The organism is Halalkalibacter urbisdiaboli (genome assembly GCF_002156385.1).
GTDB classification, from domain to species: Bacteria; Bacillota; Bacilli; order Bacillales; family Bacillaceae_D; genus Halalkalibacter_A; species Halalkalibacter_A urbisdiaboli.
The window spans coordinates 150,275-175,631 of the sequence record NZ_MVJM01000002.1 but is presented as its reverse complement, the minus strand read 5'-3'; the positions used below and the strand labels follow the sequence as shown (position 1 = coordinate 175,631).

The 25,357-nt window shown below is 38.5% G+C and carries 22 protein-coding genes; 13 read left to right on the top strand and 9 right to left on the bottom strand.

Annotated elements, in window-relative coordinates:
• Position 1: 1 nt before the first annotated feature.
• Together B1R93_RS08745 and B1R93_RS08740 are read right to left on the bottom strand one after the other, a co-directional pair.
• Positions 2 to 2,995 (bottom strand): DEAD/DEAH box helicase, encoded by a 2,994-nt coding sequence (locus tag B1R93_RS08745; RefSeq protein WP_088103602.1) that lies wholly within the window; start codon positions 2,993 to 2,995, stop codon positions 2 to 4.
• Positions 2,985 to 4,250, bottom strand: a complete 1,266-nt coding sequence (locus tag B1R93_RS08740) for a hypothetical protein (protein WP_088103601.1) — start codon at positions 4,248 to 4,250, stop codon at positions 2,985 to 2,987. Before B1R93_RS08740 ends, B1R93_RS08745 begins: the two co-directional genes overlap by 11 nt.
• A gap of 233 nt (positions 4,251 to 4,483) precedes the next feature.
• On the opposite strand from B1R93_RS08740, the gene B1R93_RS08735 reads away from it, so the two are divergent.
• The 10 genes from B1R93_RS08735 to B1R93_RS08690 all read left to right on the top strand — a co-directional run bounded on the left by B1R93_RS08735 (position 4,484) and on the right by B1R93_RS08690 (position 14,832).
• Positions 4,484 to 4,999 (top strand): acyl-CoA thioesterase, encoded by a 516-nt coding sequence (locus B1R93_RS08735; protein WP_165763777.1) that lies wholly within the window; start codon positions 4,484 to 4,486, stop codon positions 4,997 to 4,999.
• A gap of 37 nt (positions 5,000 to 5,036) precedes the next feature.
• Positions 5,037 to 6,059, top strand: a complete 1,023-nt coding sequence (locus B1R93_RS08730; protein WP_207634141.1) for a Gfo/Idh/MocA family protein — start codon at positions 5,037 to 5,039, stop codon at positions 6,057 to 6,059.
• Between the two features lie 163 nt (positions 6,060 to 6,222).
• Entirely contained in the window at positions 6,223 to 7,191 is a 969-nt protein-coding gene (locus tag B1R93_RS08725) for a LacI family DNA-binding transcriptional regulator (RefSeq protein WP_088103598.1), read from the top strand.
• 109 nt (positions 7,192 to 7,300) lie between these two features.
• The gene (locus B1R93_RS08720; protein ID WP_088103597.1) at positions 7,301 to 8,395 is read left to right on the top strand and encodes a Gfo/Idh/MocA family protein; all 1,095 of its coding nucleotides are present in this window, start codon (positions 7,301 to 7,303) and stop codon (positions 8,393 to 8,395) included.
• On the top strand, positions 8,392 to 9,360 hold the full coding sequence (locus B1R93_RS08715; protein WP_088103596.1) for a sugar phosphate isomerase/epimerase family protein: 969 nt from the start codon (positions 8,392 to 8,394) through the stop codon (positions 9,358 to 9,360). The genes B1R93_RS08720 and B1R93_RS08715 overlap by 4 nt, the downstream gene beginning before the upstream one ends.
• Positions 9,361 to 9,390: 30 nt before the next feature.
• Complete coding sequence (locus tag B1R93_RS08710) at positions 9,391 to 10,419, top strand: Gfo/Idh/MocA family protein (protein ID WP_088103595.1); 1,029 nt, start codon at positions 9,391 to 9,393, stop codon at positions 10,417 to 10,419.
• 12 nt (positions 10,420 to 10,431) lie between these two features.
• Positions 10,432 to 11,172 carry a sugar phosphate isomerase/epimerase family protein gene (locus B1R93_RS08705; RefSeq protein ID WP_088103594.1) on the top strand — a complete coding sequence of 247 codons (741 nt, stop codon included), beginning with the start codon at positions 10,432 to 10,434 and terminating at the stop codon, positions 11,170 to 11,172.
• Between the two features lie 470 nt (positions 11,173 to 11,642).
• A complete protein-coding gene (locus tag B1R93_RS08700; RefSeq protein WP_088103593.1) occupies positions 11,643 to 12,302 on the top strand; it encodes a DUF1801 domain-containing protein in 660 nt (219 codons plus the stop codon).
• Positions 12,303 to 12,525: 223 nt separating this feature from the next.
• Positions 12,526 to 13,626: an MBL fold metallo-hydrolase gene (locus tag B1R93_RS08695; RefSeq protein WP_088103592.1), complete on the top strand. Its 1,101-nt coding sequence runs from the start codon at positions 12,526 to 12,528 to the stop codon at positions 13,624 to 13,626.
• A 195-nt stretch (positions 13,627 to 13,821) separates the two neighbouring features.
• Positions 13,822 to 14,832, top strand: a complete 1,011-nt coding sequence (locus tag B1R93_RS08690; protein WP_088103591.1) for a DUF3231 family protein — start codon at positions 13,822 to 13,824, stop codon at positions 14,830 to 14,832.
• Between the two features lie 863 nt (positions 14,833 to 15,695).
• On the opposite strand, the gene B1R93_RS23380 is transcribed toward B1R93_RS08690, so the two are convergent.
• Positions 15,696 to 15,956: a VOC family protein gene (locus B1R93_RS23380; protein ID WP_245308245.1), complete on the bottom strand. Its 261-nt coding sequence runs from the start codon at positions 15,954 to 15,956 to the stop codon at positions 15,696 to 15,698.
• A gap of 396 nt (positions 15,957 to 16,352) precedes the next feature.
• On the opposite strand from B1R93_RS23380, the gene B1R93_RS08680 reads away from it, so the two are divergent.
• Together B1R93_RS08680 and B1R93_RS08675 are read left to right on the top strand one after the other, a co-directional pair.
• Positions 16,353 to 16,757, top strand: coding sequence for a GNAT family N-acetyltransferase (locus tag B1R93_RS08680; protein ID WP_088103590.1), 405 nt, complete (start codon positions 16,353 to 16,355; stop codon positions 16,755 to 16,757).
• Between the two features lie 21 nt (positions 16,758 to 16,778).
• Positions 16,779 to 17,327 (top strand): chloramphenicol phosphotransferase CPT family protein, encoded by a 549-nt coding sequence (locus B1R93_RS08675; protein WP_165763776.1) that lies wholly within the window; start codon positions 16,779 to 16,781, stop codon positions 17,325 to 17,327.
• A gap of 255 nt (positions 17,328 to 17,582) precedes the next feature.
• On the opposite strand, the gene B1R93_RS08670 is transcribed toward B1R93_RS08675, so the two are convergent.
• The 6 genes from B1R93_RS08670 to B1R93_RS08645 form a co-directional block, all read right to left on the bottom strand.
• Entirely contained in the window at positions 17,583 to 18,680 is a 1,098-nt protein-coding gene (locus B1R93_RS08670) for a Gfo/Idh/MocA family protein (protein WP_207634140.1), read from the bottom strand.
• Between the two features lie 16 nt (positions 18,681 to 18,696).
• A complete protein-coding gene (locus B1R93_RS08665) occupies positions 18,697 to 19,446 on the bottom strand; it encodes a ThuA domain-containing protein (protein WP_088103587.1) in 750 nt (249 codons plus the stop codon).
• A 45-nt stretch (positions 19,447 to 19,491) separates the two neighbouring features.
• Positions 19,492 to 20,652 (bottom strand): Gfo/Idh/MocA family protein, encoded by a 1,161-nt coding sequence (locus tag B1R93_RS08660; protein WP_088103586.1) that lies wholly within the window; start codon positions 20,650 to 20,652, stop codon positions 19,492 to 19,494.
• Positions 20,653 to 20,673: 21 nt separating this feature from the next.
• Complete coding sequence (locus B1R93_RS08655; protein ID WP_088103585.1) at positions 20,674 to 21,687, bottom strand: LacI family DNA-binding transcriptional regulator; 1,014 nt, start codon at positions 21,685 to 21,687, stop codon at positions 20,674 to 20,676.
• A gap of 160 nt (positions 21,688 to 21,847) precedes the next feature.
• Positions 21,848 to 22,948, bottom strand: coding sequence for a thermonuclease family protein (locus B1R93_RS08650; RefSeq protein WP_245308244.1), 1,101 nt, complete (start codon positions 22,946 to 22,948; stop codon positions 21,848 to 21,850).
• A 121-nt stretch (positions 22,949 to 23,069) separates the two neighbouring features.
• Positions 23,070 to 24,332 carry an L-lactate MFS transporter gene (locus B1R93_RS08645; RefSeq protein ID WP_088103584.1) on the bottom strand — a complete coding sequence of 421 codons (1,263 nt, stop codon included), beginning with the start codon at positions 24,330 to 24,332 and terminating at the stop codon, positions 23,070 to 23,072.
• Positions 24,333 to 24,664: 332 nt separating this feature from the next.
• On the opposite strand from B1R93_RS08645, the gene B1R93_RS08640 reads away from it, so the two are divergent.
• Complete coding sequence (locus B1R93_RS08640) at positions 24,665 to 25,135, top strand: GyrI-like domain-containing protein (protein WP_088103583.1); 471 nt, start codon at positions 24,665 to 24,667, stop codon at positions 25,133 to 25,135.
• Positions 25,136 to 25,357: the final 222 nt, after the last annotated feature.

Genomic DNA, 25,357 nt, shown 5'->3' with positions numbered 1-25,357 from the left:
ATCATCCTTTCACTGTCGTCGTTAAGCGAATAAGCTCATAAATTTCATCATTTGATAATTCAGTAACCCGTTGTTCTCCTGCCGCTAAAATCTGATCAGCAAGTGCTTGTTTTTGAGTAAGCATTCGATCAATCCGTTCTTCCAAGGTTCCTCTTGTCATAAGCTTATGCACGGTCACATCCTGTGTTTGACCAATTCGGAAGGCGCGGTCTGTTGCCTGATTTTCAACCGCAGGATTCCACCAACGATCATAGTGAATGACATGATTGGCAGCTGTTAAATTTAGCCCAACCCCACCAGCCTTTAATGATAAAACAAACACAGGAATTTGTTTGTTTTCTTGGAAGGTGAGAATGGCTTCCTGGCGTTTCGAGCGCGTTAAGCTCCCATGGAGAAACGGAACTGGTTGGTTAAAGCGTTTTTCAAGTTCTGTTGTAATAAGTGAACCCATTTCCTTATATTGAGTAAAAATAAGGACTTTTTCATTATGAGCATGAATATCGTCCGTTAATTCTAGTAAAGCATCCCACTTTTCTGATTGGTGGCCTTCAATGTCACGATCCTTAAGGAAATGCGCAGGGTGATTGCATATTTGCTTTAATTTCGTCAGACTTCTCAAGATTAACGCGCGTCGTTCAAATTGTGAAACCTGTTCAAGCTGAGAAAGAACATCATCAACAACAGCCTGATATAAAGCTGCCTGTTCAACAGATAAATGAACCTTGTGAACATGTTCTCGTTTTTCTGGTAGGCCAAGCTGCAAGGATTCATCTGATTTTTTTCTTCGCAAAATGAATGGATGAATGAGTTGCTGTAGCTGTTCAAGCCGTTTATTATCCTGGTCTCTTTCAATAGGGCGGATAAATTGCTCCTGAAAATGTCGAAAGGAGCCAAGATAAGTAGGGTTTAATACATCCATAAGCGACCATAGCTCTTTTAATTTATTTTCTATCGGTGTTCCTGTTAATGCCACTCTATGTTTGGCATGAATCGCTTTGATGGCTCTTCTTTGTTTTGTTTCGACGTTTTTAATATGTTGAGCCTCATCTAAAATTAACCCATTCCACGTTAGGTTAGAAAATAACTCCTCATCTCGGACAGCAAGCTGATAGGAAGTTAAAACAAGATCCCATTCAGAGAGAGTGAACTCATCGATATCTTGTACTCGTGTTTGACCATGATGTACGAAAACCTTTAAGTCAGGAGCAAAGGTTTCACATTCTTGAAGCCAGTTATAAAGCAAGGATGTTGGACAAATAAGCAAAAAGGGCTTAGAAGGTTCTCCATCCCGTTTTTGAGCCTCTAGGACATAAAGGATGTAGACAATCGTTTGAATGGATTTTCCTAATCCCATATCATCTGCTAAACAACCACCAAAACCCGTTCTTCTTAAATGAGCAAGCCATGAAACGCCCTCATGCTGGTACGGTCTTAGCTCACCATGAAACCTTTTAGGCAAGTTAATGAGTGGAGGTGATTGACTATATATAGCTTCTAGGGATTGGGCTAGCTCTCTTCCCCAGTTAACATCCCACCCGATATCAATATGCTCTGGACCTTCTTCCTGGTCTAATTTCCATGCTTCAAGATATGATGTTTTTTGGTCCAACTGATCAAGGTAGGAACGAAGCTGACTCGCTAAAGTAGGGTCCCATGCTATCCATTGTCCATTACTATAAATAAAGGGCCGATGCCCTTCAACATAGCTCTCAAATTCCTCTACTGATAACGTAGCATCCCCAATTGCAATATTATAAGTAAATGATGCTAAGCTTTGCCAGTCAAGCAATGGCTCACTATAGCCAGCAGGAGGCTGTTGTTCTTCCATATTCAATTCAATCCGGACGCGTCTTTTTTCGTGAACCCATTTAGGAATAATTAAATGAAAGCCTATATCCTTTAACGTTTGGTCATGTGTTGTAAATAGTTCATAGGCTTCATCAGGACTTAAACTGAGTTCAGGTGTTGCTAAGCTTAATGAAGACAGGATGTGAATTAGTTGTTTAGCCTGTTGAACATCCTGCTTTAATTGAGCAATAGGATTACTTCGCCAAGGATGCTCACCACGTTCAAGATCAACCATCTCAACTATATGCGAAGGGCGCTTGCGGTCAATCACACAAAGAGTTAACTTCCACGGGTCTTCAGGTGAGTTCGGTTCATGTAAAGCAAGACCTGATTTAAACGGCTGAACAGTAACAGTACCAAGCTGTTGTTGAAAGGCTTGGGCTGAAATGGACGTTTCAATCATTTCAGGTTTAATAAGCCTGCGAACAACGGGTCGTAATGACGAATCGACTGATTGTTCCCATAGTCGAAATTGATTCGTAACTTCGTCATGAGTTAGCAAATGACGAATGGCAGCATCACTTGTTTGAATAACAGCTTTTTTAAAGCGTTCTTCAAGTGAAATGTTTACTTGCTCACGTTGAATGTAAGATGTGTTTGGACGAAGTGACATACTAGACTCTGGTAATGCTTTAAGCCATTTTTTAAACGGAAAGGAAGAAACATTCCATTGCCCAGTAGGTTCAGGTAAAAAGTGTCCTGCACTAATTTCGTACTGTACTGATTTAAAAACTGAGAGCCAATACGTCATATCCTCAGCAAGATGAAAGTCCTCTTCTTTCTCCCATGTTAAAAAGGTGTTCCAATGCCTTATGAGCTGATCGATAGAGAGAACGATTCCTTCTAATGGAAAGGAGTAATGGGTCATCTGTTCTTCCGCTTGATAAACTGTGACTTCCCCTGCAGTTGATTCAAACATACGTTTTAAAAGTGGCACATCTAGGACGGCTTTTTCAATATCAACGAATGTTCCATAAAATGTTTCTGGATCATGGCGAAATAAAGCCAATTTTAATTCAAAGGGTGAGTAAAGAAAGGGATATTGAAAGTTGACAATTTGGTCAAATCTTGAGCGTGGCACTTTTTCTCCCCAAATAAAAAAACGATCGTCAAGCCACCCTCCATGAACAATGATGTTAGCGTTCAATGGTCTTCAACTCCTCAACAAACGCACGATAAGTTCGATAAGTTTTTTTCATCCTTTTAACATAAGCAAGAAATAAATCACGTTCATTATTATTCTCATAAATCCTTTTTAGAAATTTGATAAAATGAACGGCATGCTCATAATGAGCACGTGATTTCTTTTCAACTAATCGAACGACAAATTGATGGTAAATGGGTTTAATTAAGTCTGGTCGTTCCTTAAAAAGTAAATCTAACATATCCGTTTTCTCTGGTCTTAGACGAAATGGATCGCGCTCATGCTGTAAAAAATACCGACTCGCCTCGTCAAAGCGTCTGAAGCTGTGAAGTAATTTCATATAAGTAGAAACGGTTTCAATTTGATGAAATCGTTCACGCATTTTCGGTAAAAGTTCATCTACAATGTTTTCGACTTCTTGTTGTTCAAGGTGGCGCGTTAATGAACGAAACCGATTATAACTCGGTGCTAGTAACCAGCGATTCCATATTTGCTTGAGCTCCACCGGGTCCCGATGTATGTGGGCTTGCATTTCATCAGCTAAAGGTTGAAGCGAACCATATGGACCATTTGGCTTATGAGAGAAAAGCTCAGTAAACCACTGCTTCATTGTCTCCCAACGTTCGCGCTTTTTTAAGCATTGAAAATGAATGGTAACCTCATGCTCGGTTACGGGTAAAATACTTTCTGTTAATAAGCTTAGTGCTTCTTTTTCTTTACCAACAATAAGGGTCACATAGCTAAATAATAGAGAGACGTCTCTTGCTGGATACCTTGTAGTAATTGCGTTATTTAAAAATCTGTAAAGTGGTTCAAGATGCTCCACTGGCATCGTCGCAAGCATTCGTTGAAGTAGTCTTGACCAAGGAGCGTGTTGACCTTCCATATCATAGACAAAATGAAACAAAACCTGCTCTAGAAACGCTTGGTACAACTCACTGTCATGTTTAATGTCTTCTACTGATTCCACAATTGCAGCAGACATAGAGGTGAAGAAATGTTGAAATCGTCGATCAAACTCTTCATATGTCGAACAGCTTATTGAAAGGGAATAGACACCTTTCATATAGAGCAGATAAAATGTATGGGCTTCCACTGAACGATGTAAATGGATACGCTGTTTTGCTTCAGCTGCTACTTCTTCAAGATGACTAGCCGTAAAATAACGCGAAGCAATAATTTTTTTATACGTATCAATGACGTCCTCTTCAAGCTCAGCATATAGATACTCTTCATCTTTGTTCATCGTTTCTTTCACGTACGGTCACCTCTTCATGTAAAAACTCCATTCTATCATTGTATCGTTAACAGCATCAGAAAGAAAGTAAACACGGTTATAATTAAATAAGAAGTTGAAAAATTGTATAACCATTACAGTCACTTTTGTAGGAGAAATTAGATTTATGAAGAAGATCTATTATGTTTGATAAACTTTAATATCTATATCACTAAGTAAGGGTTAGGAATTTTGAATAAGAAGGGGAGATTTTCTTGGAAGAGAAATTTTGCAAAGAATCACGAGTCATTCGAACAAGTCGTGTTTTTCCAAACGATGTGAATAACCATAATACATTATTTGGTGGAAAATTAATGAGCGATGCCGACCAAATTGCTTCTATCTCCGCAGCCCGACATTGTCGTAGTGAATCTGTGACCGCATCAACCGATTCCGTTGATTTTCTACATCCGATTCGACCAACAGATTCGGTTTGCTTTGAATCCTATGTAACATGGACAGGTCGCTCATCTATGGAGGTATTTGTGAAAATAATCTCCGAGGATTTAAAGACAGGTGAGCGAAAAATTGCTGCGACCGCATTTTTAACGTTTGTTGCCTTAGATGATGATAAGAAACCAATTCCTGTTCCGAAGGTTATCCCTGAAACAGAAGAGGAAAAAAAGCTTCACGAAACCGCTCCAGAACGTGCTCGGGTACGACTTGATAGAAAACAAAATAGTAAGGAATTAGCTGCATTTTTAACGGTAAATAGACCTTGGGACATGTAGTATGAATTGTAAAGTAGACGGAGTGAGGTGTTAAATAATGGTACATAAAATCCTGATTGCTGGTTGTGGTGGCATGTCGAATGTTTGGTTTGATTATGCTATTGAGAGAAGCAACACAGAAATTGTTGGGGCAGTTGATATTTTTGAGGACAATGCAAAAGCAATGATTCAAAAAAAGGGGTTAGATATTCCTACTTTTAGTGATTTAACAACCGCTCTGGCCGAGACAGAGGCAAATCTAGTCTTTGATGTGACGATTCCAGCTAGTCATAAAGAGGTTGTTATCACTTCATTACAAGCAGGGTGTCATGTTTTTGGTGAAAAGCCGATGGCAGAGTCAATGATTGATGCAAAGCGTATTCTTCAAGTCACGAAGCAAACAGGAAAAACGTATTCGGTTATGCAAAACCGCCGATATACTAAAGAAATAAGAGCCTTTCGGGAATGTTTAGCAGCGGATACAATAGGAAAAGTTGGTGCAGTTCACGCTGATTTTTTCCTTGGTCCTCATTTTGGTGGATTTCGTGATGAGATGGAACACCCACTTATTATTGATATGGCTATCCATACTTTTGATCAAGCACGCTTTCTCAGTGGGGCAGATCCAGTATCAGTTTATTGCCATGAGTTTAATCCACATGGCTCATGGTACAAAGGGAATGCTTCGGCTGTATGTATCTTTGAAATGAGTAACGGGTCGGTTTTTCATTATAATGGTTCATGGTGTGCCGAAGGACTTAACACTTCATGGGATTCCTCATGGAGGGTGGTTGGTAGTAAAGGTACAGCCTTATGGGATGGAACTAATCAACTAAAAGCAGAGGTTATTGATGAAGCCATCCCAACTGAATTTATGAATCAGCATCAGCAGATAGGACTCCCGATAACATGGAAGGGAAAGGTCGGACATCTAGGATGTCTTGACGAAATGTTCTTAGCATTAGAAGAGAATCGCTTAGCAGAAACGGATTGCTCTGACAATATTAAAAGCATGGCCATGGTTTTTGCTGCAGTGGAGAGTGCAAAGACAAATAAAAAGGTAGAAATTGGAATCTGCTGAAAAAGGTAAAACCAAGAGTCCATTGAAAAAGGGAAAAGCACCCTTTTTTAGTGGACTTGGAATTTGTTATATAATTTTTAAAAAGGGATTGACAACAGTTTAAAGTTGATTATAAAATGTTAACGTTAACATTTTGTTTTTTCAAAAGGAAAGTGAATAAATCATGGCAACGATGAAGGATGTTTCAAAGCTTGCGGGTGTTTCGGTTATTACTGTATCAAGAGTAATAAATAATCCTGAGAAGGTAAAGGAGTCCACAAGAAAAAAGGTTCAAGAAGTAATGGAGCAGCTGGACTTTCAACCGAATTATGCAGCAAGAGCGTTAGTCACAAATCGCACGAGAACTGTTCATCTTTGGTACCCAAGGCTTGTAAACTCCTCCGATCCCTTTATGATGAAGCTTGTTGCCGGGATTAGTGAAGAGCTTAGCAATCATTATTATTCCTTCCTTTTCCGTAAGGACTGGGATTTTCCATACAAATGTGATGGTGTGATTGCGATGGGACTTGAGAATGGCGAGGATAAAAGATTAAAAGAAAAAATTGATGTCCCCTGTGTCCTCTTCGGACGTTCACCGGAATTCCATTGGATTAATGTTGACGATGTGAAGGGTGCAAGGAAAATCGTTGAATTTATCATCTCGCAAGGCCACACTAAAATTGGGATGATTGCTGTTGATGTGAACGCTCCATTTGCAGATGAACGATTTGAAGGCTATCGTCAAGCGTTAGAAAGCAACGGAATTCCATTTAACCAAGAATATATCCGGTATGCAACGCCGACAGAAAGGGATGGATTTGAAAAATCAACGGAGCTTCTTTCGAGTACAGATATTACGGCGCTTTTTTGTATGAATGATATATTAGCCCTTGGCGCCATTCAAGCTGCTCGCTCCCTCCGTAAACAAGTGCCAGAGGATATTTCAATTGGTGGATACGACGGAGTATGGCTTGACCAATTGACCGAACCTTCATTAACGACTGTTCGACTCCCAGTATATGAAATCGGGAAGGAATTGGCGAAGTTAATTATTGAAATCATTGAAAATCCTCAAAAGCAAAGGGAAAATAGGCTTTTTGACCCTGAGCTTATTGTAAGGAACTCAATTATACAAATAAGAAAGCAACCTTAAATAAACTGCTTTCTTTTGTCGAAAAATGTTAACGTTAACATTGAGCCTTTATTTTTTTAACTTTAATGTTAACGTTAACATTCTATAAAACTATTTAAGGGAGGTACATATGAAAAAGCTAAACGTTGGGATTATAGGCTGTGGCAATATTAGCGATATTTATTTGAAAAATTGCCCTAATTATGAATATTTAAATGTTATAGCTTGTAGCGATTTAGACCGTGAAAAGGCAATAGAAAAAGCTAAGGAATATCGAATTTCCGCTCTCAAGCTGGATGAAATGTATGCAGATAAATCGATTGACATCATCTTAAACTTAACAATACCTAGTGCACATGCTGAGGTCTCGCTTAAAGCGCTACAGTCAGGTAAACATGTTTATCTTGAAAAGCCATTGTCCATTTCATTAGAGGATGCCAAAAAGGTCATTGAAATGGCGAATGAGAAAAAGCTACGAGTTGGAGTTGCACCTGATACGTTTTTAGGAGGTGGGATTCAAACATGTAAAACGTTAATTGAGACTGGGGAAATTGGGAAGCCAATTGCAGCAACGGCATTCATGATGTCACAAGGACCAGAGGGCTGGCATCCGAATCCTGACTTTTTTTATCAGGAAGGGGCAGGACCTCTCTTTGATATGGGACCTTATTATTTAACTGCACTAATTAATTTAATCGGACCAGTCAAACGTGTAACGAGCTCAGCCCAAATGTCGCTGGCAGAACGAACAATTACTAATGATGTAAGAAATGGAGACAAAATACGTGTAAACACTCCGACACACGTAGCAGGAATCCTAGATTTTGAGAGTGGTGCTGTCGGAACATTAATCACAAGCTTTGACATTTTTGGCGGATCTACGTTGCCGAGAATTGAGATTTACGGGACGCAAGGATCGATGTTAGTCCCGGACCCTAACACCTTCGATGGCCCTATCCAAATAAAAAAAGCTAGAAATGAAAGCTGGGAGGAGGTGACGTTAACCCACGGAAATACCGCAAATAGCCGTGGCATTGGTTTAAACGATATGGCTGCTGCTATTTTGAATGGTGAAGAGCATCGTGCATCAAAGGAAATGGCATACCATGTTGTTGAAATTATGCAAGGAATGTTAACGTCCTCTAAAACACAACAGCATTATAAGCTAACAAGTACATGTACAATTCCAAAGTCGTTACCATCTAAAAGGAGTGAATGTTCATGAAACTAGGTATTTTTACTGTATTATTTTCGGAAAAACCATTTGAAGAAATGCTAGATTACGTGAAAGAGGCGGGGATCGAAACCGTTGAGCTCGGTACTGGTGGCTACCCCGGTAATGCGCATTGCAATCCTGACGAGCTTTTAAATGATACTACAAAATTAAAAGCATTTAAAAAAGCTGTTGATGATCGTGGTTTAACAATTAGTAGCTTAAGTTGTCATGGCAACGCCTTAACACCTGATGAGGAATTCGCAAAGCACTCTCACGAAACGTTTGTAAAAACGGTGCAATTAGCAGAAAAGCTAGAAGTGCCAGTTGTCACGACATTTTCGGGGACACCTGGGGCATATGAAGGAGCTAAGGTACCAAGCTGGTCAATGGCACCTTGGCCAACAGAATATGCCGAGATCTTAACATATCAGTGGGAAGAAAAACTAATTCCATATTGGAGAGAGTGGGGTTCCTATGCTAAAGACCATAACGTAAAGGTAGCACTAGAGCTCCACGGTGGCTTTCTCGTTCATACGCCAGCAACATTATTAAAGTTAAGAGAAGCAACCTCAGATGCAATTGGAGCCAACCTAGACCCGAGTCATTTATGGTGGCAAGGAATTGATCCGGTAGAGGCGATCAAAATTCTTGGCAAGCAGCAAGCGATTCACTTTTTCCATGCAAAAGATACGTACATTGACCAAAATAATGTAAACATGCATGGACTAACAGATATGCAGTCTTATGCGAACATGCAGGATCGTGCCTGGACGTTTAGAACAGTAGGGTATGGTCATGATTTGAAAACATGGGCCGACATTTTAAGTGCCCTTCGTCTCGTTGGTTATGATGGGGCTGTAAGTATCGAGCATGAGGACGGTCTAATGTCGATTGAAGAAGGCTTCAACAAAGCGGTCCAAAACTTAAAGCCGCTTATGATGAACGAGCCCATTGCAAAAATGTGGTGGGTATAAGATTTCAGATAAATGAAAGGGGAATATATAATGTCAAAGATTAAAGTAGCTGTTATTGGATGTGGAAGTATTGCAAAGTTTCGCCATATTCCAGAGTATGCAAACAATGCACAGGTTGAGTTCATTGCTTTTTGTGATTTTAACCTCGAGCTTGCGGAGGAGTACGCTGCAAAATATAACGCAAAAGCCTATACAAATTATAACGAGCTGTTAGCAAACGAAACAGTTGATGCAGTTAGTGTTTGTACCCAAAACGCCGACCATGCAAAGGTAGCGATTGCCGCCGCAAATGCTGGCGCTCACGTATTGTGTGAGAAGCCTATGGCAACGTCAGTAGAGGAAGCACAAGCAATGATTGAAGCAGCTAACAAAAACAATGTGTACTTAATGATTGGTCATAACCAACGGTTAATGCCGCCACACGTAAAAGCAAAGGAAATTCTACAATCGGGAAAACTAGGCAAGATTTTAACGTTCAAAACGACATTTGGCCATGGCGGTCCTGAGGGTTGGAGTATTCAAGGTGAGGAAAGCTGGTTCTTCCAAAAGGATAAAGCAATCGTAGGGGCAATGGGTGATTTAGGAGTTCATAAAACAGACTTAATTCGCTGGCTGTTTAATGAAGAGGTTGTTGAAGTCGGTGCTTTTGTGGAAACATTACATAAGCACGGTGATGTAGACGATAATGCAACGTGTATCTTACGCATGGAAAGTGGTGCGATTGGCACAATGGCAGCGAGCTGGACGTACTACAAAGGAGAAGATAACACGACAACCATCTTTGCAGAAAATGGCGTGTTAGAAATTAAGGATCGGGAAGATGTTCAAGTCATTGTGAAATTACGTGATGGAACGATTGAACAATATAAAGTTGGGGCCATCGCCACAAATGAAGAAGGTGGCCAAGTAGCAAGTGGTGTAATCGATGAGTTTATTACTTCAATTGTTACGAATACACCGCCTTGTATTTCCGGTGAAGAAGGAATGAAGTCATTACAAGTGGTATTAGCTGCTTTGGAATCTGCTGAAAAAAGAACGTTTATTTCATTAAAAAAGTAGGAGGTATAGACGATGTTACCTTTAGGTGTTCAGCTATATACGTTGCGTGATGAAACAGAAAAAGACTTTGTTGGCACGTTAAAGAAAGTAAAAGAAATTGGGTATGAAGGGGTCGAATTTGCTGGTTTTGGAGGGCACTCTGCCGAGGAAATGAAGAAGATTCTAAATAAATTAGAGCTGCAGGCAATTTCAAGCCACGTTCCATTAGACCAATTAGAAAATGACCTCGAAAACGTCATTCACTATCACGTGACATTGGGAATCGATACGATTATTTGTCCGTTTATTCCTGAAGAATATTGGACATCAAAAGATAAATACGTAAAGCTAGCTGCATTTTTCAATCAGGTGGGTGAAGCATGTAAACAGTCTGGACTTCAATTTTGTTATCATCACCATGCTTTCGAATTTGAAATCTTTGATGGTGAATATGCATTGGATATCTTATTAGCCAATACAGATCCGGAACTAGTGAAGCTAGAATGTGACGTGTATTGGGTTGAGTATGCAAAGCTTTCGCCAACAGACTATATGAAAAAATACAGTGGTCGCTGCCCTCTTGTACATTTAAAAGACATGAAGCTAGAGCCTGAAAAGACCTTTGCGGAAGTTGGGACGGGTGTCATCGATATTGATGCTGTCATCAAGACTGCCGAAGAAATTGGTGCGACATGGTTAATTGTTGAACAAGACGTATGCGAGCGTCCACCACTTGAAAGCATTCAAATTAGCTATTCGAATGTAATGAAATAAACAATTACTTTAAAAGCCTTATGTTCTGGTTTTTGATCTGACCCAATAAAGTTAGACAAAAAATTAGGTTGCTTCTAACCTGAGTTCGGTATTCTACTGGACTTAGGTTTTTTAATTTTGCCTTCATTCGTTTGTGCTTGTCTTAGTATATGTATTCGTTAAATTCTCTTTCAAAAAGCTCCCATACACTAAAATCTCTTGAAGTAAAATAACAACGCCAGTTAGGCTCTTCCACAATTGGACAAGCTTGTTGCAGGGAATGCGAAAAATAAATGGATATTTATGTTAAAATGAAGGTGAGATTATGAAAGATTGTATTTAAAGAAATGGTTAGTTGAAAAGAGGTAACTAAACTTCATTGGAAATGATTTCATCTGTTCGGTCTTCGGTTAGAATAGTTTCCGTACTTTCAAAGGGATACGGTAATTTACATTAGGATATTTATTGTAAAAACAATAGGGGGAAATAGCATGACTAAAAGAAATAAAAGAATGAATCCTATGGTTGATGAATATTTAAGTAAAGCCAAAGAGTGGAAGGAAGAATATGAGAAGTTGAGAAATATCGTTCTTGACTGTGAGTTGACCGAAGAATTTAAGTGGATGCATCCTTGTTACACGTTTGAGAAACAAAACATAGTTTTAATACATGGATTTAAAGAATATTGTGCGCTTCTGTTTCACAAAGGTGCATTGTTACAGGATGCAAAAGGGATTCTAATCCAACAAACGGAGAATGTACAGGCGGCGCGCCAAATTCGGTTCACCAGTGTTCAAGAAATAGTTGAAATGGAAACCATCTTGAAAGCCTATATTTATGAAGCCATCGAAGTTGAAAAAGCTGGTTTGGAAGTGAATTTAAAAAAGAATACTGAAATAATAATTCCCGAAGAACTTCAAAATAAATTCGATGAAATTCCTGCCTTGAAAACTGCCTTTGAAGCATTGACGCCGGGACGACAAAGAGCATACATTCTTTATTTTTCTAATGCAAAAAAATCAAAAACCCGAGAGTCAAGGGTTGAAAAATATATGCAGCAAATTCTCAATGGAAAGGGATTAAATGATTGCACTTGTGGACTATCTAAAAAGCAGCCCAACTGTGACGGCTCGCACAAGTACATTCGATAATAAATAAACTTTAAGATTTCACCTTACTTTGTATTTATTCGAACTCCTTGTTATAGTGGGAACTAAAAACCTCGTTAGTTTAGTCATACCTTTTACTTAATTAAGAATCCTAATTCAATCAAAATTAAAATATTTTTAACAAAGAAGGACAACGTTTTAAAATAGATTAGTTTCATAGATAGTAAAATTAATGTTTACTATAGAGAGGAATTATGAGGGAAAAATGTTGTATATAGTTATTTTTTTATTTGCAGTTTTAACAATCACTTTATTATATTTAACAATCCATCCTGTGTTCGGTGGAAATCCAAGTAAAGAGCAGAAAGAGGTTTATGAAGGATTTGATAATCATGTTAATGGTAAATTTATAAATCTAGTACCAACAAAAACGGACATAGGTGTATTAGGATACTTTTCTATGCTAATAGACTCTATTTCAGGTAGTAAAGACCGCACCCCTTCTGGGCAAATTCCAGTTTCCGAGATTGATTGGAAAAAAATTAATAGTAAAGTAGATAGTTTAACATGGTTTGGGCATTCTGCATTTTTTCTGTGTATTGATAATAAAAAGATCCTTGTAGACCCAATGCTAGGTCCAGTTGCTTCTCCAATTTCATTTGTAGGAAGCAAACGCTACAGTGAAGACATATTGTATATTATTGATGAAATGCCGAAAATTGATGCTGTTTTTATTTCACATGATCATTATGATCATTTGGATTATTCATCTATACTAAAGCTCAAGAGTAAGGTTGGTCATTTCTTCGTTCCTTATGGTGTAAGTGCTCATTTGATTCGCTGGGGAGTGGAAAAAGAAAAAATTACAGAATTCAATTGGTGGGATGAAACTAAGTTCCAAGGTCTAACCGTTGCATTGACTCCATCCAAACATTTCTCTGGAAGAGGGATTTTTAATCGAGATACAACCTTATGGGGAGGTTGGGTCATCCTAGGAAAAAATATTCGTTTTTATACGACCGGAGATGGGGGATATGATGTACATTTTAAGGAAATAGGAGAAAAATACGGACCTTTTGATATCACTTTAATTGAAGGTGGCCAATATGATAGTCGTTGGTCTTGGGCTCATATGACACCCGAAGAATCTGTACAGGCACATTTAGATGTTAACGGGAAGAATATGATGTTAATTCATTGGGGAGCATTTACCCTTGCATATCATGGTTGGACAGAACCTATTGAACGAGCTTTAAAAGAGACAAATAGAGAGGAAGTACAAATAATCGCTCCTAAAATTGGTGAAACTGTCCCATTAAAAGGATCGTTCTCCATTTCAGATTCATTTTGGTGGAATATTGAATAATAAAAAAGCTAATCGTTTTTTAGAATTACAGAAAAACGTCAATCAGATATATTTACTTATCTGACTGACCTCATAATAGGAACGGATAGTTTAGACGAAGATGAACGGATGGAATAATATACCTTAAAAAATTCAGGATTACTATGGCATTTTATGTTCAACCTAAAATAAGAAAATATTAGGGAGGGATGCTATATGCCGGAAAAACCTGCAATTACGTCATCAGAACTAGGTACGTTATGGCTTACATATCAACAGAAAACAATGATTTTACGAATGTTAGAATATTTTATAGAAAAAGCTGATGATGAAAAAGCCAAGGATATTATGACAAATTTATATGGAGAAATTGACCTTTATGTTGGTAAAATAACAGAAACTTTTCAAAATGAAGGTGCTGTAATACCAGTTGCTTTTTCAGCTCAAGATGTAAACAAAGATGTGCCGAAATTATATGATAATGGTTTCGACATAATGTTTATTCGTCTATTAAAAGAAATTAGTATGGCATTGCATTCATTAAATATAACGATGGCATATCGAGAAGATATTGTAATGATTTTTGATGAACTTACTGCCATTACTCAAAAGTATTACAATCTATGCACACAATATTTGCTTGAAAAAGGGATGCTTGCTCGGCCTCCTTATGTTTCAATGCCAAATTCAGTTGAGTTTGTTAAAGATACAAACTATTTAGGCGGACTCGCCATTAATCCATTTAGTGAAAAACGAACATTAAATACGGTAGAAGTTGCTCATCTTCATCATATAATTGAAACAAATTTCGTTGGAATGCGGATGATTACAGGTTTTGCTCAATGTGCAAATAAAGGAGAAGTAAAAAACTTCTTTAATGAAGGCGCAGAACTTGCTAAGAGTATTATAAAAGAATTAAGCGAAACCTTACTACAAAATGGTATACAATCGCCTGAACCGTCGGGGGGCAATGCAACCCGTTCAACGGTGGCTCCATTTTCTGATAAATTGATGATGTATTGCATAAGTCTTTTTTGTAGTTTTGCGTTGGGTGGTAACTCATTAGGAACGGCTTTTAGTTTACGAAATGATATACCAGCAAAAATGGTTATTTTTATGAAAGATACCTTTGAATATGCTCATAAAGGAGCAAAAATAATGATTAACAATGGTTGGATGGAAGAGCCGCCTCAGATGGAAGAACGAAAGCAAATAATTAATAACTAAAGTTGTCGAGAAGTAAATCCTTTGCTCATTGCACTAAAGACACAGGTTATTAGAAGAAGGACTAAGATAGGAGGAAAATATTTGACACTTGTAAGAAGTAAAAAAGAAGCCCTAACTCATCGGTTTGAAAAAAATATGAGTTCTTAATGAACAACGTAAACGATGTTAAAGAAATTGACTTAGAGGGATATGTATATTAAGAAGAATAAAGGATTTTGACCTAACTTCTATCTTTACAGAACTTCGATATTTAAACATTTCAGTCGAAATTAGAGCGTTGTATTATGGAACCCCAGAAGATAATATTTTGATTTGGAAACAAGGAATAGATTTACCTAAAGCAAGGGAAGAAGTAGAAAATATGTTTCACTTTGACTAAAAGCAAGGGATTTCTGTTATTCAACTCCCATGAAAATTTAAAAAAGCTGAACTTCGAAAAAAGGCAACTCTAAATAAGACCCACTTTAATCGTTTTTTTAATGGGTTAGTACTTTACGTAGTTATTCGTAGGATTAGGAAGCTTCGGGAGCAGTTACTGTAGCGGTATAACCAAGGTTTTCTAATCGACGGGTAGAGTGTTGGACAATGGATACTTGTTTCTGTTTATCGAAGTAGTCTTCGCAAAGGTCTACATACATTTCTTTTCGAGTTAAGAACTAATAGGTGATTCGAAGCATGGCATGTGCAACTACGAAAAGGGAGCTTTTTTAAATAACACACGATATTATCTCCATTTTCATAGTTAAACCCCGTCGAATACTATTAATTCCAACATCATTTATGTAAGCCACATTGAAGCAATGAAAGAATGTGGCTTAAGTACATTTAAATTAACTACTTGGTATCACTTTTTACCTAGTTGTCTACTGTTTCATAAAGTCTTCTTTTATTTCATCGACGGGGTCCCAAATAGACCATGCTCCTTCTAGTAAGTTCCCTTCATTATCACGAAAATAAAAATACTTTGCTTCACCGTCCCCAAGTGTATGTAACTCATCAACTTCGACACCGCTATCTTTTAAAGACCGGTGTGGTGTACTCAATGTCTGGGCAATTAATGGCCATAATCGGAAAGGGCTTCCCATTTCTGATGATTTTACACTGCTGTTTATTCTCGGTTTCAACTAACAATAAGGCAATTGAATGTTTATGGGGATGATGTAATACAGCCAAGTAGGAACCGCGGTCCTGAAATTTATTCACTAACATAAATTCTAAATTGCTTTGTATACCAATCAATCGAAGTGTCAATGTCAGTTGTTGGAACATAAACATAGCCAATCTGAGTAAATGCAAATTTATGATTCATACAATCACGTTCCTTTCACTATCCTAAAGGAGTTCAATGTTGAACATTTATCCAACTCCATTTTCGACACTCTATTCGTTTTTCCTTTTACAAATAACAAAAATTCACATGGGTTTTTTTGTGAATAGGGACAATAATCGGATAGTAGTATATGGTAAAATAAACCGAATAGTTAGGGAAATAGAGAATAGAGAAGATAGAGGTGAAGAGAATGGAGTGGTCAAAAGGCGAGTTTGTCATTAGTGATAACCAACAAAAAATCAATCTTGATAGAGTTTATCAGTTATTATCATTAACCTATTGGGCAGCAGAGCGTTCAAAGGAAACGATTGAAATGAGTATTGAACATTCGATTGCATTCGGTTTATATCATCATGATAGACAAATTGGTTTTGCCAGAGTCATATCAGATAAAACGGTATTCTCTTGGTTGTTAGATGTTGTCATTGATGAAGACTATCGGCAAAGAGGATTAGGGAAATGGTTGATTGGTTGTATACTAGACCATCCAGATATTCAAAAAACAAATATCGCTTTAGCAACAGCGGATGCACACGGTTTTTATGAGGCTTTTCAATTTAAAACGAGTGAATGTATGAGAAGGCCGAGGCACTAAAATATTGAGAGGAAGAATGGCGTGGGGAAAAAACAGATCATTGTCTTAAATGGAACATCAAGCTCTGGTAAAACAAGCATTGCAAAGGAGCTTCAAACTGTATTAGAGGAGCCCTATACGTATATCGCGATTGATCAGTTAGCAGAATTTCTTGAAAGCTATTTACCAGAAGGGTACACACCAAATAAACAAAATGAAGATAAACAACTTACTGAAGCTTTTCACTTTATTAGACCGTCGATGGTATCGCTCTTTCATCACACTATTAAAACGCTAGCTATGCTAGAACATCGTATTATTGTCGACCATGTCATCCTTGATAAGGAATGGTTGGAGGAGTGTTTGGGTCTGTTAGCTGACGAGCCTGTATTATTTGTAGGCATTTATTGTTCTATTGAGGAGCTAGAGCGCAGAGAAAAAGAAAGAGGGGACAGGAAGCTGGGATTAGCAAAATTACAATTGGACCATGTTCATCAGTATGCAAACTATGACCTAGAAATAGACACGACGAATAACAGTGCAAGAGAATGTGCCAAGGCGATTAAGAATTTTTTAGAGAAAAGCCAGTGATACATGTATTTGCAGTAAATCGTTCAATGAAGAACTAGCGGGAGGCTGTCTGAACAATATAGATACGATTATCGTAGTTATATTTGGATTTATATTGATGGTTGGTCTGGTCTAATGATGCAGACTGTGCCAAAAGGTTTTTTTCATTTTGGCACAGTCTGCAATGAGCGTAGTGAACGGAGCCGTTGCTATGCACGCTTTTAAGCTTTTGATACAGCCCTTTTGGCTGGTTGAGTAGGTAAGAGCTTCTTTTCTTTATTTCGTTTGAGTTAGCGTAAAAGGCAGTGGCAGTGGCTTTTTGCATGTGCTTTGCATCTGATAGAAAATTCCTGAATCAGATGCATCATGAAAGCCGTGCATCGCTTCAAGAACATGGTAGGCTAGGGAGCTGTTTGCACGATGCTCGTTCCCATTAAGGATAGCAAGCGCCATGTCAGCGACACCAATTCCACGACTATTTAACTCGTAGCCGTGTGTAAGGGGGATGTCAATAAATTCTTTTTCGCCCTTCCTTCTAATCTTTAAGGGTCCTCCAAATGTATTAGGATCCGGAACAAGTAGTGTTCCTTCACTACCGTAAATTTCAATAGGAGGAAGGCTCGTGCCACCGAAGGCATCAAAGCTCGTCGTAAGACTCCCAATTGCACCTGAAGCAAAATCAAGAGTTCCTGTAATATGAGTCGGAACAGTAACGTTCATTATAGTACCCGCCTTCGGTTCGCTAGATATTGTCCGTTCAGGGTAACTAATTCGAGCAGAACCTGAAATACGCTTAATGGGACCGAGGAGGGAAATGAGAGCTGTTAAATAGTAAGGACCCATGTCAAACATTGGTCCACCGCCCGCATCATAATAAAAGCCAGGATCAGGATGCCAATGCTCATGTCCACGACAAATCATAAAGGCAGATGCCCCGATTGGAGTCCCAATTTCGCCATTTTCTATTATTTGAACTGCTGTTTGAATACCAGCCCCTAAAAAAGTATCAGGAGCACTTCCGACACGTAGTTGCCTTGCATTTGCTACGTCGAGGATTTTCTGACCTTCTTCACGAGTGACCGCTAATGGCTTTTCAGTATAAACATGTTTGCCTGCTTCAAGAGCTTGGATGCAAACGTCAGCATGTACTTTTGGTATTGTTAAATTAATGATTAAATCAATATCAGGATCGTTCAGTAACTCATTCACAGAGTAAGCCTTTGCTATATGATGAGCTTCAGCCTGAGCTTTTGCTCGGTTAATATCTAAGTCAGCGCAAGCAATCAAGTCAAATGATTCAAATGTTTGAGCATTTTTCATATAAATTGAGCTTATGTTTCCACAGCCAATAATGCCTACATTTAATTTTTTCATAATATCCTCCTACCAATTATTGACTATCTCCCATACCAGAATAAACACGCCCATTTCCATTTCCTGACGTTGCGAAAGTTGGTGCTTCCATTCCGCTGTATAATGTTTTTCCTTCCGCTGCCCAGAGAAAGCCTCTTCGCATGATGCTTGTTACCTCAGGCATTGACACAATATTGGCAACATGACCTAATGAGCTATAAAAAACACGTCCTAGTCCCCAGCGCTTCGTCCAAACAACAGGCATATCAACTGCTTTATTAAGTGAATGTGGACCTTTTACAACAGGAAAACGAGTTGTAGCTAATACTTCAACCGCAGGATCCACATGAAGATAATATTGCTCACTGACAACTTTAAAGTCTTCAATCCCTTCTAAAAGGGGGCTAGAAGAATGTTTAATGTTGACCATGTATTCAACGCCATCATTGCCAGGGTGAGAGACCCAGTTGCCACCAGTCATAAACTGCCAATCAACATTGTTGCGAAATGAATCACACATCCCGCCATGACAGCCTGCTAATCCGACACCACTCATAACAGCTTCTGAAACGTTGTTGACGTATTTTTTTTCAATTTCTCCCATTGTCCAGTGAGGCACGATTAGATCAAGGGTTTTTAGTTTTTCTGGATCGGCGTAGGCATCTAATGTATTAGAGACGTCAACAGAAAAGTTTTCTTCTTCGAGAATTCCTTTAAAAATAGAAGCAACCTGCTCAGGCTCATGGCCGTCCCAGCCACCCCATACGATCAATGCTTTTTTACTCATTTTTACCACTCCTTTTAATAATTGATAGATTCAAGTGAATTCTATTCATAAATCAGATACGCGAATCCATTGTCTTTTCTCAATTGATAAATCAACAGCTTCAAGAACTTGCTGACACTTCACTCCATCAACAAAACTTGGAATAGGCTGACGGTTTTCTTCAAATGATGCCATTAGTTCAACTAAAGAGTGAATAAACGTATGTTCATAACCAATTGTATGTCCAGCCGGCCACCAAGCTTCGGAGTATGCGTGTGCTGGGTCCGTAGCAAGGACGCGACGGAAGCCCTGGACATCGTCTTTGTCATCTGTGAAATAGACCTGTAATTCATTCATACGTTCAAAGTCAAAAATGACACTTCCTTTACTTCCGTTAATTTCAAATGAATTGGTACTTCGGTGCCCCGTAGCAAATCTGGTAGCCTCAAAGCTTCCAAGTGCTCCATTGGCGAAACGAGCCATAAATAGAGTGGCATCATCAACGGTGACTGGTCCTTTTTCAGAGGTTTGTTCGCTTGTTGCTGATAAGCCAGTCATGTTTGAAGGGAGAGGACGTTCTTTAATAAAGGTTTCATTCATCCCAATGACGTCAGAAATATCACCGAGTAGGTAATGAGCTAAATCAATGGTATGAGCACCTAAGTCGCCAAGTGAACCAGAGCCAGCGACTTCTTTTTGAAGTCTCCATACGAGAGGGAAGTTAGGGTCGATAACCCAATCCTGTAAAAACCATCCACGGAAATGATAAATATCACCTAATCGACCTTCGTCAATTAGTTTTTTTGCTAGCATGACAGCTGGAGTGAACCGATAATTAAAGCCAACCATGTGCTTAACACCAGCCCCTTCGACTGCTTTAAGCATCTCACGTGAGTCGGCTAATGTAAGCGCTAACGGTTTTTCGCAAAAAACATGCTTTCCAGCTTTAGCGGCAGCTATAGCAATTTCCTTATGAACATCACTAGGTGCATTGATGTCAATTAAATCGATATCGGTTCGTTCAATCAGCTGCTTCCAATCGGTCGTATATTCCTCCCAACCAAATTGTGTTGCTGCTTCGGCAACCCCTAATGGATCACGCCCGCAAATGACCTTCATTATTGGTTTTATGCTTTTAGGGAAAAACATCGGAAGGTCACGATAAGCATGACTGTGTGCCTTTCCCATAAATTTATAGCCGATCATGCCAACATTCATTTTCTTCATCGTCATCATCTCCTTTGGGCTTTATATCGATGTGCGCTCAATAACTGTAACGGGAAGCCGTTTGTGAATCGTGTCAGTCACACCTTGTTTGAGCATTGTTAAGACCGTATCTGCTGCCAATTGTCCCATTTCAAACAGAGGTACATGAACTGAACTTAGCTGTGGATGAACAATTTTTGCGACATCGGAATCATCATAACCAATAAGAGCATAATCCTTTCCGGCAATCAAACCTTGTTCCTGTAACCCTTGCATAAGACCGATGGCCATTCGGTCATTAGCTGCATAAATAGCGTCGATTTCTCCTCCGATAAGTGGACCAATTTCCTTGGCTTTTTGTAATCCACTTGTACGGCTATAATTTCCTTGAAATATCCATTCAGGCTTTGCTGTTACACCTGCTTGAATCAAGGCAGCCTGATAGCCTGCTAAACGTTCATAACTATTGGAAAAAACAGGAGGTCCATTCAAAAAGCCAATTCGCTTAAACCCTTTTTGTAAAAGGAGAGACACAGCCTCATAACTTCCTTCATAATGGTTGGCATCAATCGAATGAAAGGGTTCACCCGAAAATGTCTGATTCACTAGGCAGTAGGGATGCTCTAAGCCATGGAGTCTTTGAATTTCTTCTTTTTCTCCAGGGGTGTCACTTGAACCTAAAATAATGCAGGCATCTACTTTTTGTGAATGGAAAAGCTGAACATAATCTTTTGGTTCATTAGGTGATTGAAACAGTAGGAGCAGATTATAATGATGTTCTGCTAGTTTGACACCAATCCCACTAAGAATTTCAGAAAAGTAATGAGTAGAGAGCAAACGAACCTTGGGTAGATAGGGGACAATGACTCCGATATTTCCACTTTTTCCTCTCGCGAAGCTTTGGGCAATTGCATTTGGTTGATAATTTAATTGTTTTGCTGCTTCAAGTACCTTTCGCTTAGTTTCTTCACGAAGAGGGTCAACATTATTAAAGACACGTGAAACCGTAGCCTCTGATACACCTGCTAACTTTGCAACATCTTTACGTTTAGACAAGCTGCTCTCTCCCTTAATTAATATATGTACACGTGTTCATTTTGTGTGATTTTAGGTCGTTTGTCAATCCTTTTTTACTTAGATGATAAATTACCTTATGAACTATTTTTAAAGGGAAGTTGGGATAAATCTATCCAACTTCCCTTTACGAGATTGTTGACTACTTAGCTCTTATTTTTAAATTTATAACTAGATGAATCAACTCGATGAGTACAACAATAAGCAGTAAATACCAAAAAGCTAAGTAAAGAATAGCCAATAGAAGATTCAGCCACACTTTTTTTGTTCGCAGTCGATGCACGATTAATAGCTTCACGCCTGCTTTTGATTTTAAAGTTGGTAACCAGAAGAATAATAGTAAAAGAATAGCGGCGAAAATCACGAGACCTATTTCTGATTGCGTAGGTTCTTCGGTTTCCTCTGTGTTCCCTTCCGTATCATTTGACTTCGTGTCCTTTGGAGATTCACTGTTATGGTCAGGTTGATTTTTGGTTACATTTTCGACTTGCTCTGACTGCTCGGAAGCATACAATCCTTTTTCTTGCTCTTTTGCTTCTTCCATTGCCGCAATTAAACGTTCTTCGTATTTATAGTCGCCGTAATCATAAAATTTCTCTACAAGTCCTGCTTCAGTAATTACTTCTTGATGCAATTGCTCATCGACCCATACCCAAGCCAATAGTCGATCATACTTATCAAACAATGAGGGGCCATCGGTTTCAATGGTGATCTTACCTTGTTTGAGAAATTGACAAGTAAATTCGCTTGCTTCTTTACCGAAAGGTTCGACTGTGTTTGTGCTTTCGGGTGTATCAATATAGAGGAATCGCGTTTTATACGTAGTATCATTAATGATAAAATTGGCCGTATCTCCATCTGTACATTTTTCTAATGTAGCGGAATACGTTTTTCCTAGCTCGAGTTCATTTGTATCATCCGAATTTGGTGCTTGAATCTCCTCAGATTGTGTAGGCTCCGAACTATTGTTAAAAGAATATCCTTCTACATCGAGTTTCTCCTCATTAAACGTAGATTTACAGGTTGTATTGCTATTGTACTTTTTAATTAGTTCAACTAGTTCTTGTTTGTTATTCGCGCTTTTCGCGAGTTCGGTTGGTTCATGTAATAAATAATAGCAATCATTAGTACGGAAATGACCACCTAGTTCATCTCTACTTCCATTGTGGGCCTCAATGAACGATGGAAGTGATAGTAAAAATATGAGTGATGTCATAATTCCAAGAAAAAAGTACTTATTCAACGATAACTCCTCCTGATGCTATATGTTTTTAACCTATCATACCATGAAATAAAAAAAGCTTTATCTTAAGTTAATCTCCTGACGGAATAACTTTGATAAAGCCTTGTATATTAATATTCAATTAAGCGACGTTATGTTCTTGCTGTTTTTGTTGATTTTGCATTCTTTTAATATCTGCACGAAGCAAGATTGAAACAAGAAAGGCACATGCAATTAGGCCTAAAAAAACATGGAAAACTGGAATGTAACTACCTGTTGCCGCCTTAATATTACTAACAAGCATTGGACCGATAATACCACCGAGGGACCATGTTGTTAGAAGATATCCATGTATTGCTCCTAATTGTTTTGTTCCAAATAAATCCCCGATAAAAGCTGGTAGGTTGGAGAATCCACCACCGTAGCAGCTAACTACAAGCAAAATGAGGATTTGAAATAATAAGGCATTGACCGTAAAAGGTAAGGTTGCAAAGGCAATAATTTGGATGACAAAGAAAATCAAAAAAACATTGTGGCGACCAATGTAATCTGAGGCTGCTGCCCATCCTAGTCGACCACCACCATTAAAAATCCCCATAATTCCAACCATAGCCGCTGCCGCCGCCGCTGATAAACCGACAACATCTTGGGCCATAGGAGAGGCGACTGAAATCATCATGATACCTGCACTCGTATTGATAAGCATCATAACCCAAAGCATCCAGAAATGCTTTGTCTTTACAGCCTCCTTTGATGTGAGTTGTCTCAAATCCTTTTTTACTGTTTTTTGGCCTGAAGCCATGGCTTGCTTCATTCCTTCAGGAAGCCAGCCCTCTTTCGGTGGAGCAATATAGGAAGCTCCTAATAACATAAGCGTTATATAACAGGCACCTAGAATATAAAAGGTTGTTGAAATACCAACGGACTCAATTAATCTTGCTGCCAGTGGGGCGGTAGCTAGGGCTCCTGAACCAAACCCAAGTACGGCCATTCCTGTCGCTAAACCTCTACGGTCAGGGAACCACTTTACTAATGTAGAAACCGGAGAGATATAGCCTATACCTAATCCTAAACCACTTAATAATCCATATGTAAGTAAGAACATGATGGAGGAGTCAAGTGTAACAGCGAGACCCGATCCAGCTTGCCCTAAACCGAATAATAAAGCTGCAACGATCGCTGATTTTCGGGGCCCACTTCTTTCAACAAACTTTCCGAAGACGGCTGCTGACATCCCTGCAAGCGCCATCATAATTGTAAATGCTAGTGTTACATTCGTTTCTGACCAGCCCATTGTGTTAACTAAAGGGTTTTTGTAAACGCTATATGCGTATGCTGCCCCGATTGAAAGATGAATAGCAATTGCTGACAATGCAATGAACCACCTGTTTTTACTTGTCTTCATTGTGTCTCCTCCTTCGTATTTTACAGTTATACCTATCAAGTTCACCAAAAAAATATTCCTGTTTCATAACAATTCATATATTTTCATAATTTACTAATTATTATTGTATAACAGAAACGATGTTGTCAAACAAAAATGTTTGGAGTTTAAAGGTGTTTTAGTGGTTTATGCCTTTATAAAAGGGGATTTCAATTCTAAAAAAATTTTTAAAATCATGATTTTCTCTGTTTTCACATTACAAAAAAATATAAAAATGGTAATATTATTACAGTTTAAAAGATGAAATAAGTTAGCTGTAATACAGTAAATTATCGAAGAATGGGGAAGGGTACATGATAAATCGAATGAAAAAAGAGGCATTTACTTTTATCGGAGTAGCTAAAACAACGACAAATAAAGCAGAAATGAACGGAGAGGGAGTAATATCAGCTTTATGGGAAACTGTTTATCGTGATTCACTCATTAACCATATTCCCAATAAACAAAACTCTCATATTCTAGCACTATATACTGAATATCAATCTAATGACACAGGTCATTACACCATAGCCATAGGAACGCAAGTAAGTACACTAGCCACTATACCTGAAAAGATGAGAGGATATTTAATCCCTGAGCAGAAATATGTTGTATTTACGTCAAGGAGAGGACCTGTTCAAGAGGTGGTTGTCGAAGCTTGGCAGGATGTTTGGGAATGGTCTAAAACAAACGAACGAGCCTATACCACTGATTTTGAAGTATATGATGATCGCTGTATCGACCCTAATAATAGCCAAGTGGATCTATATATATCGGTAAAATAAAGCTATTATACGAAAGCAAGTCCACATAAAGAAGAGAATAAGGAACGATTTTTTTAGGAGGATACTAATAGATTTTTATGATTTTTAGTGTCTTCCTTTGATGGTTACGTCCTAAAGTTTTTGATATCTTATTATCCTCTTGGTTCGTTAGGGAGAAATCGCTTTTAATGAAAAAATGTGAAAGCGGTTTTATTCTGCTTTTGAAGAATGTTATGATAGAGA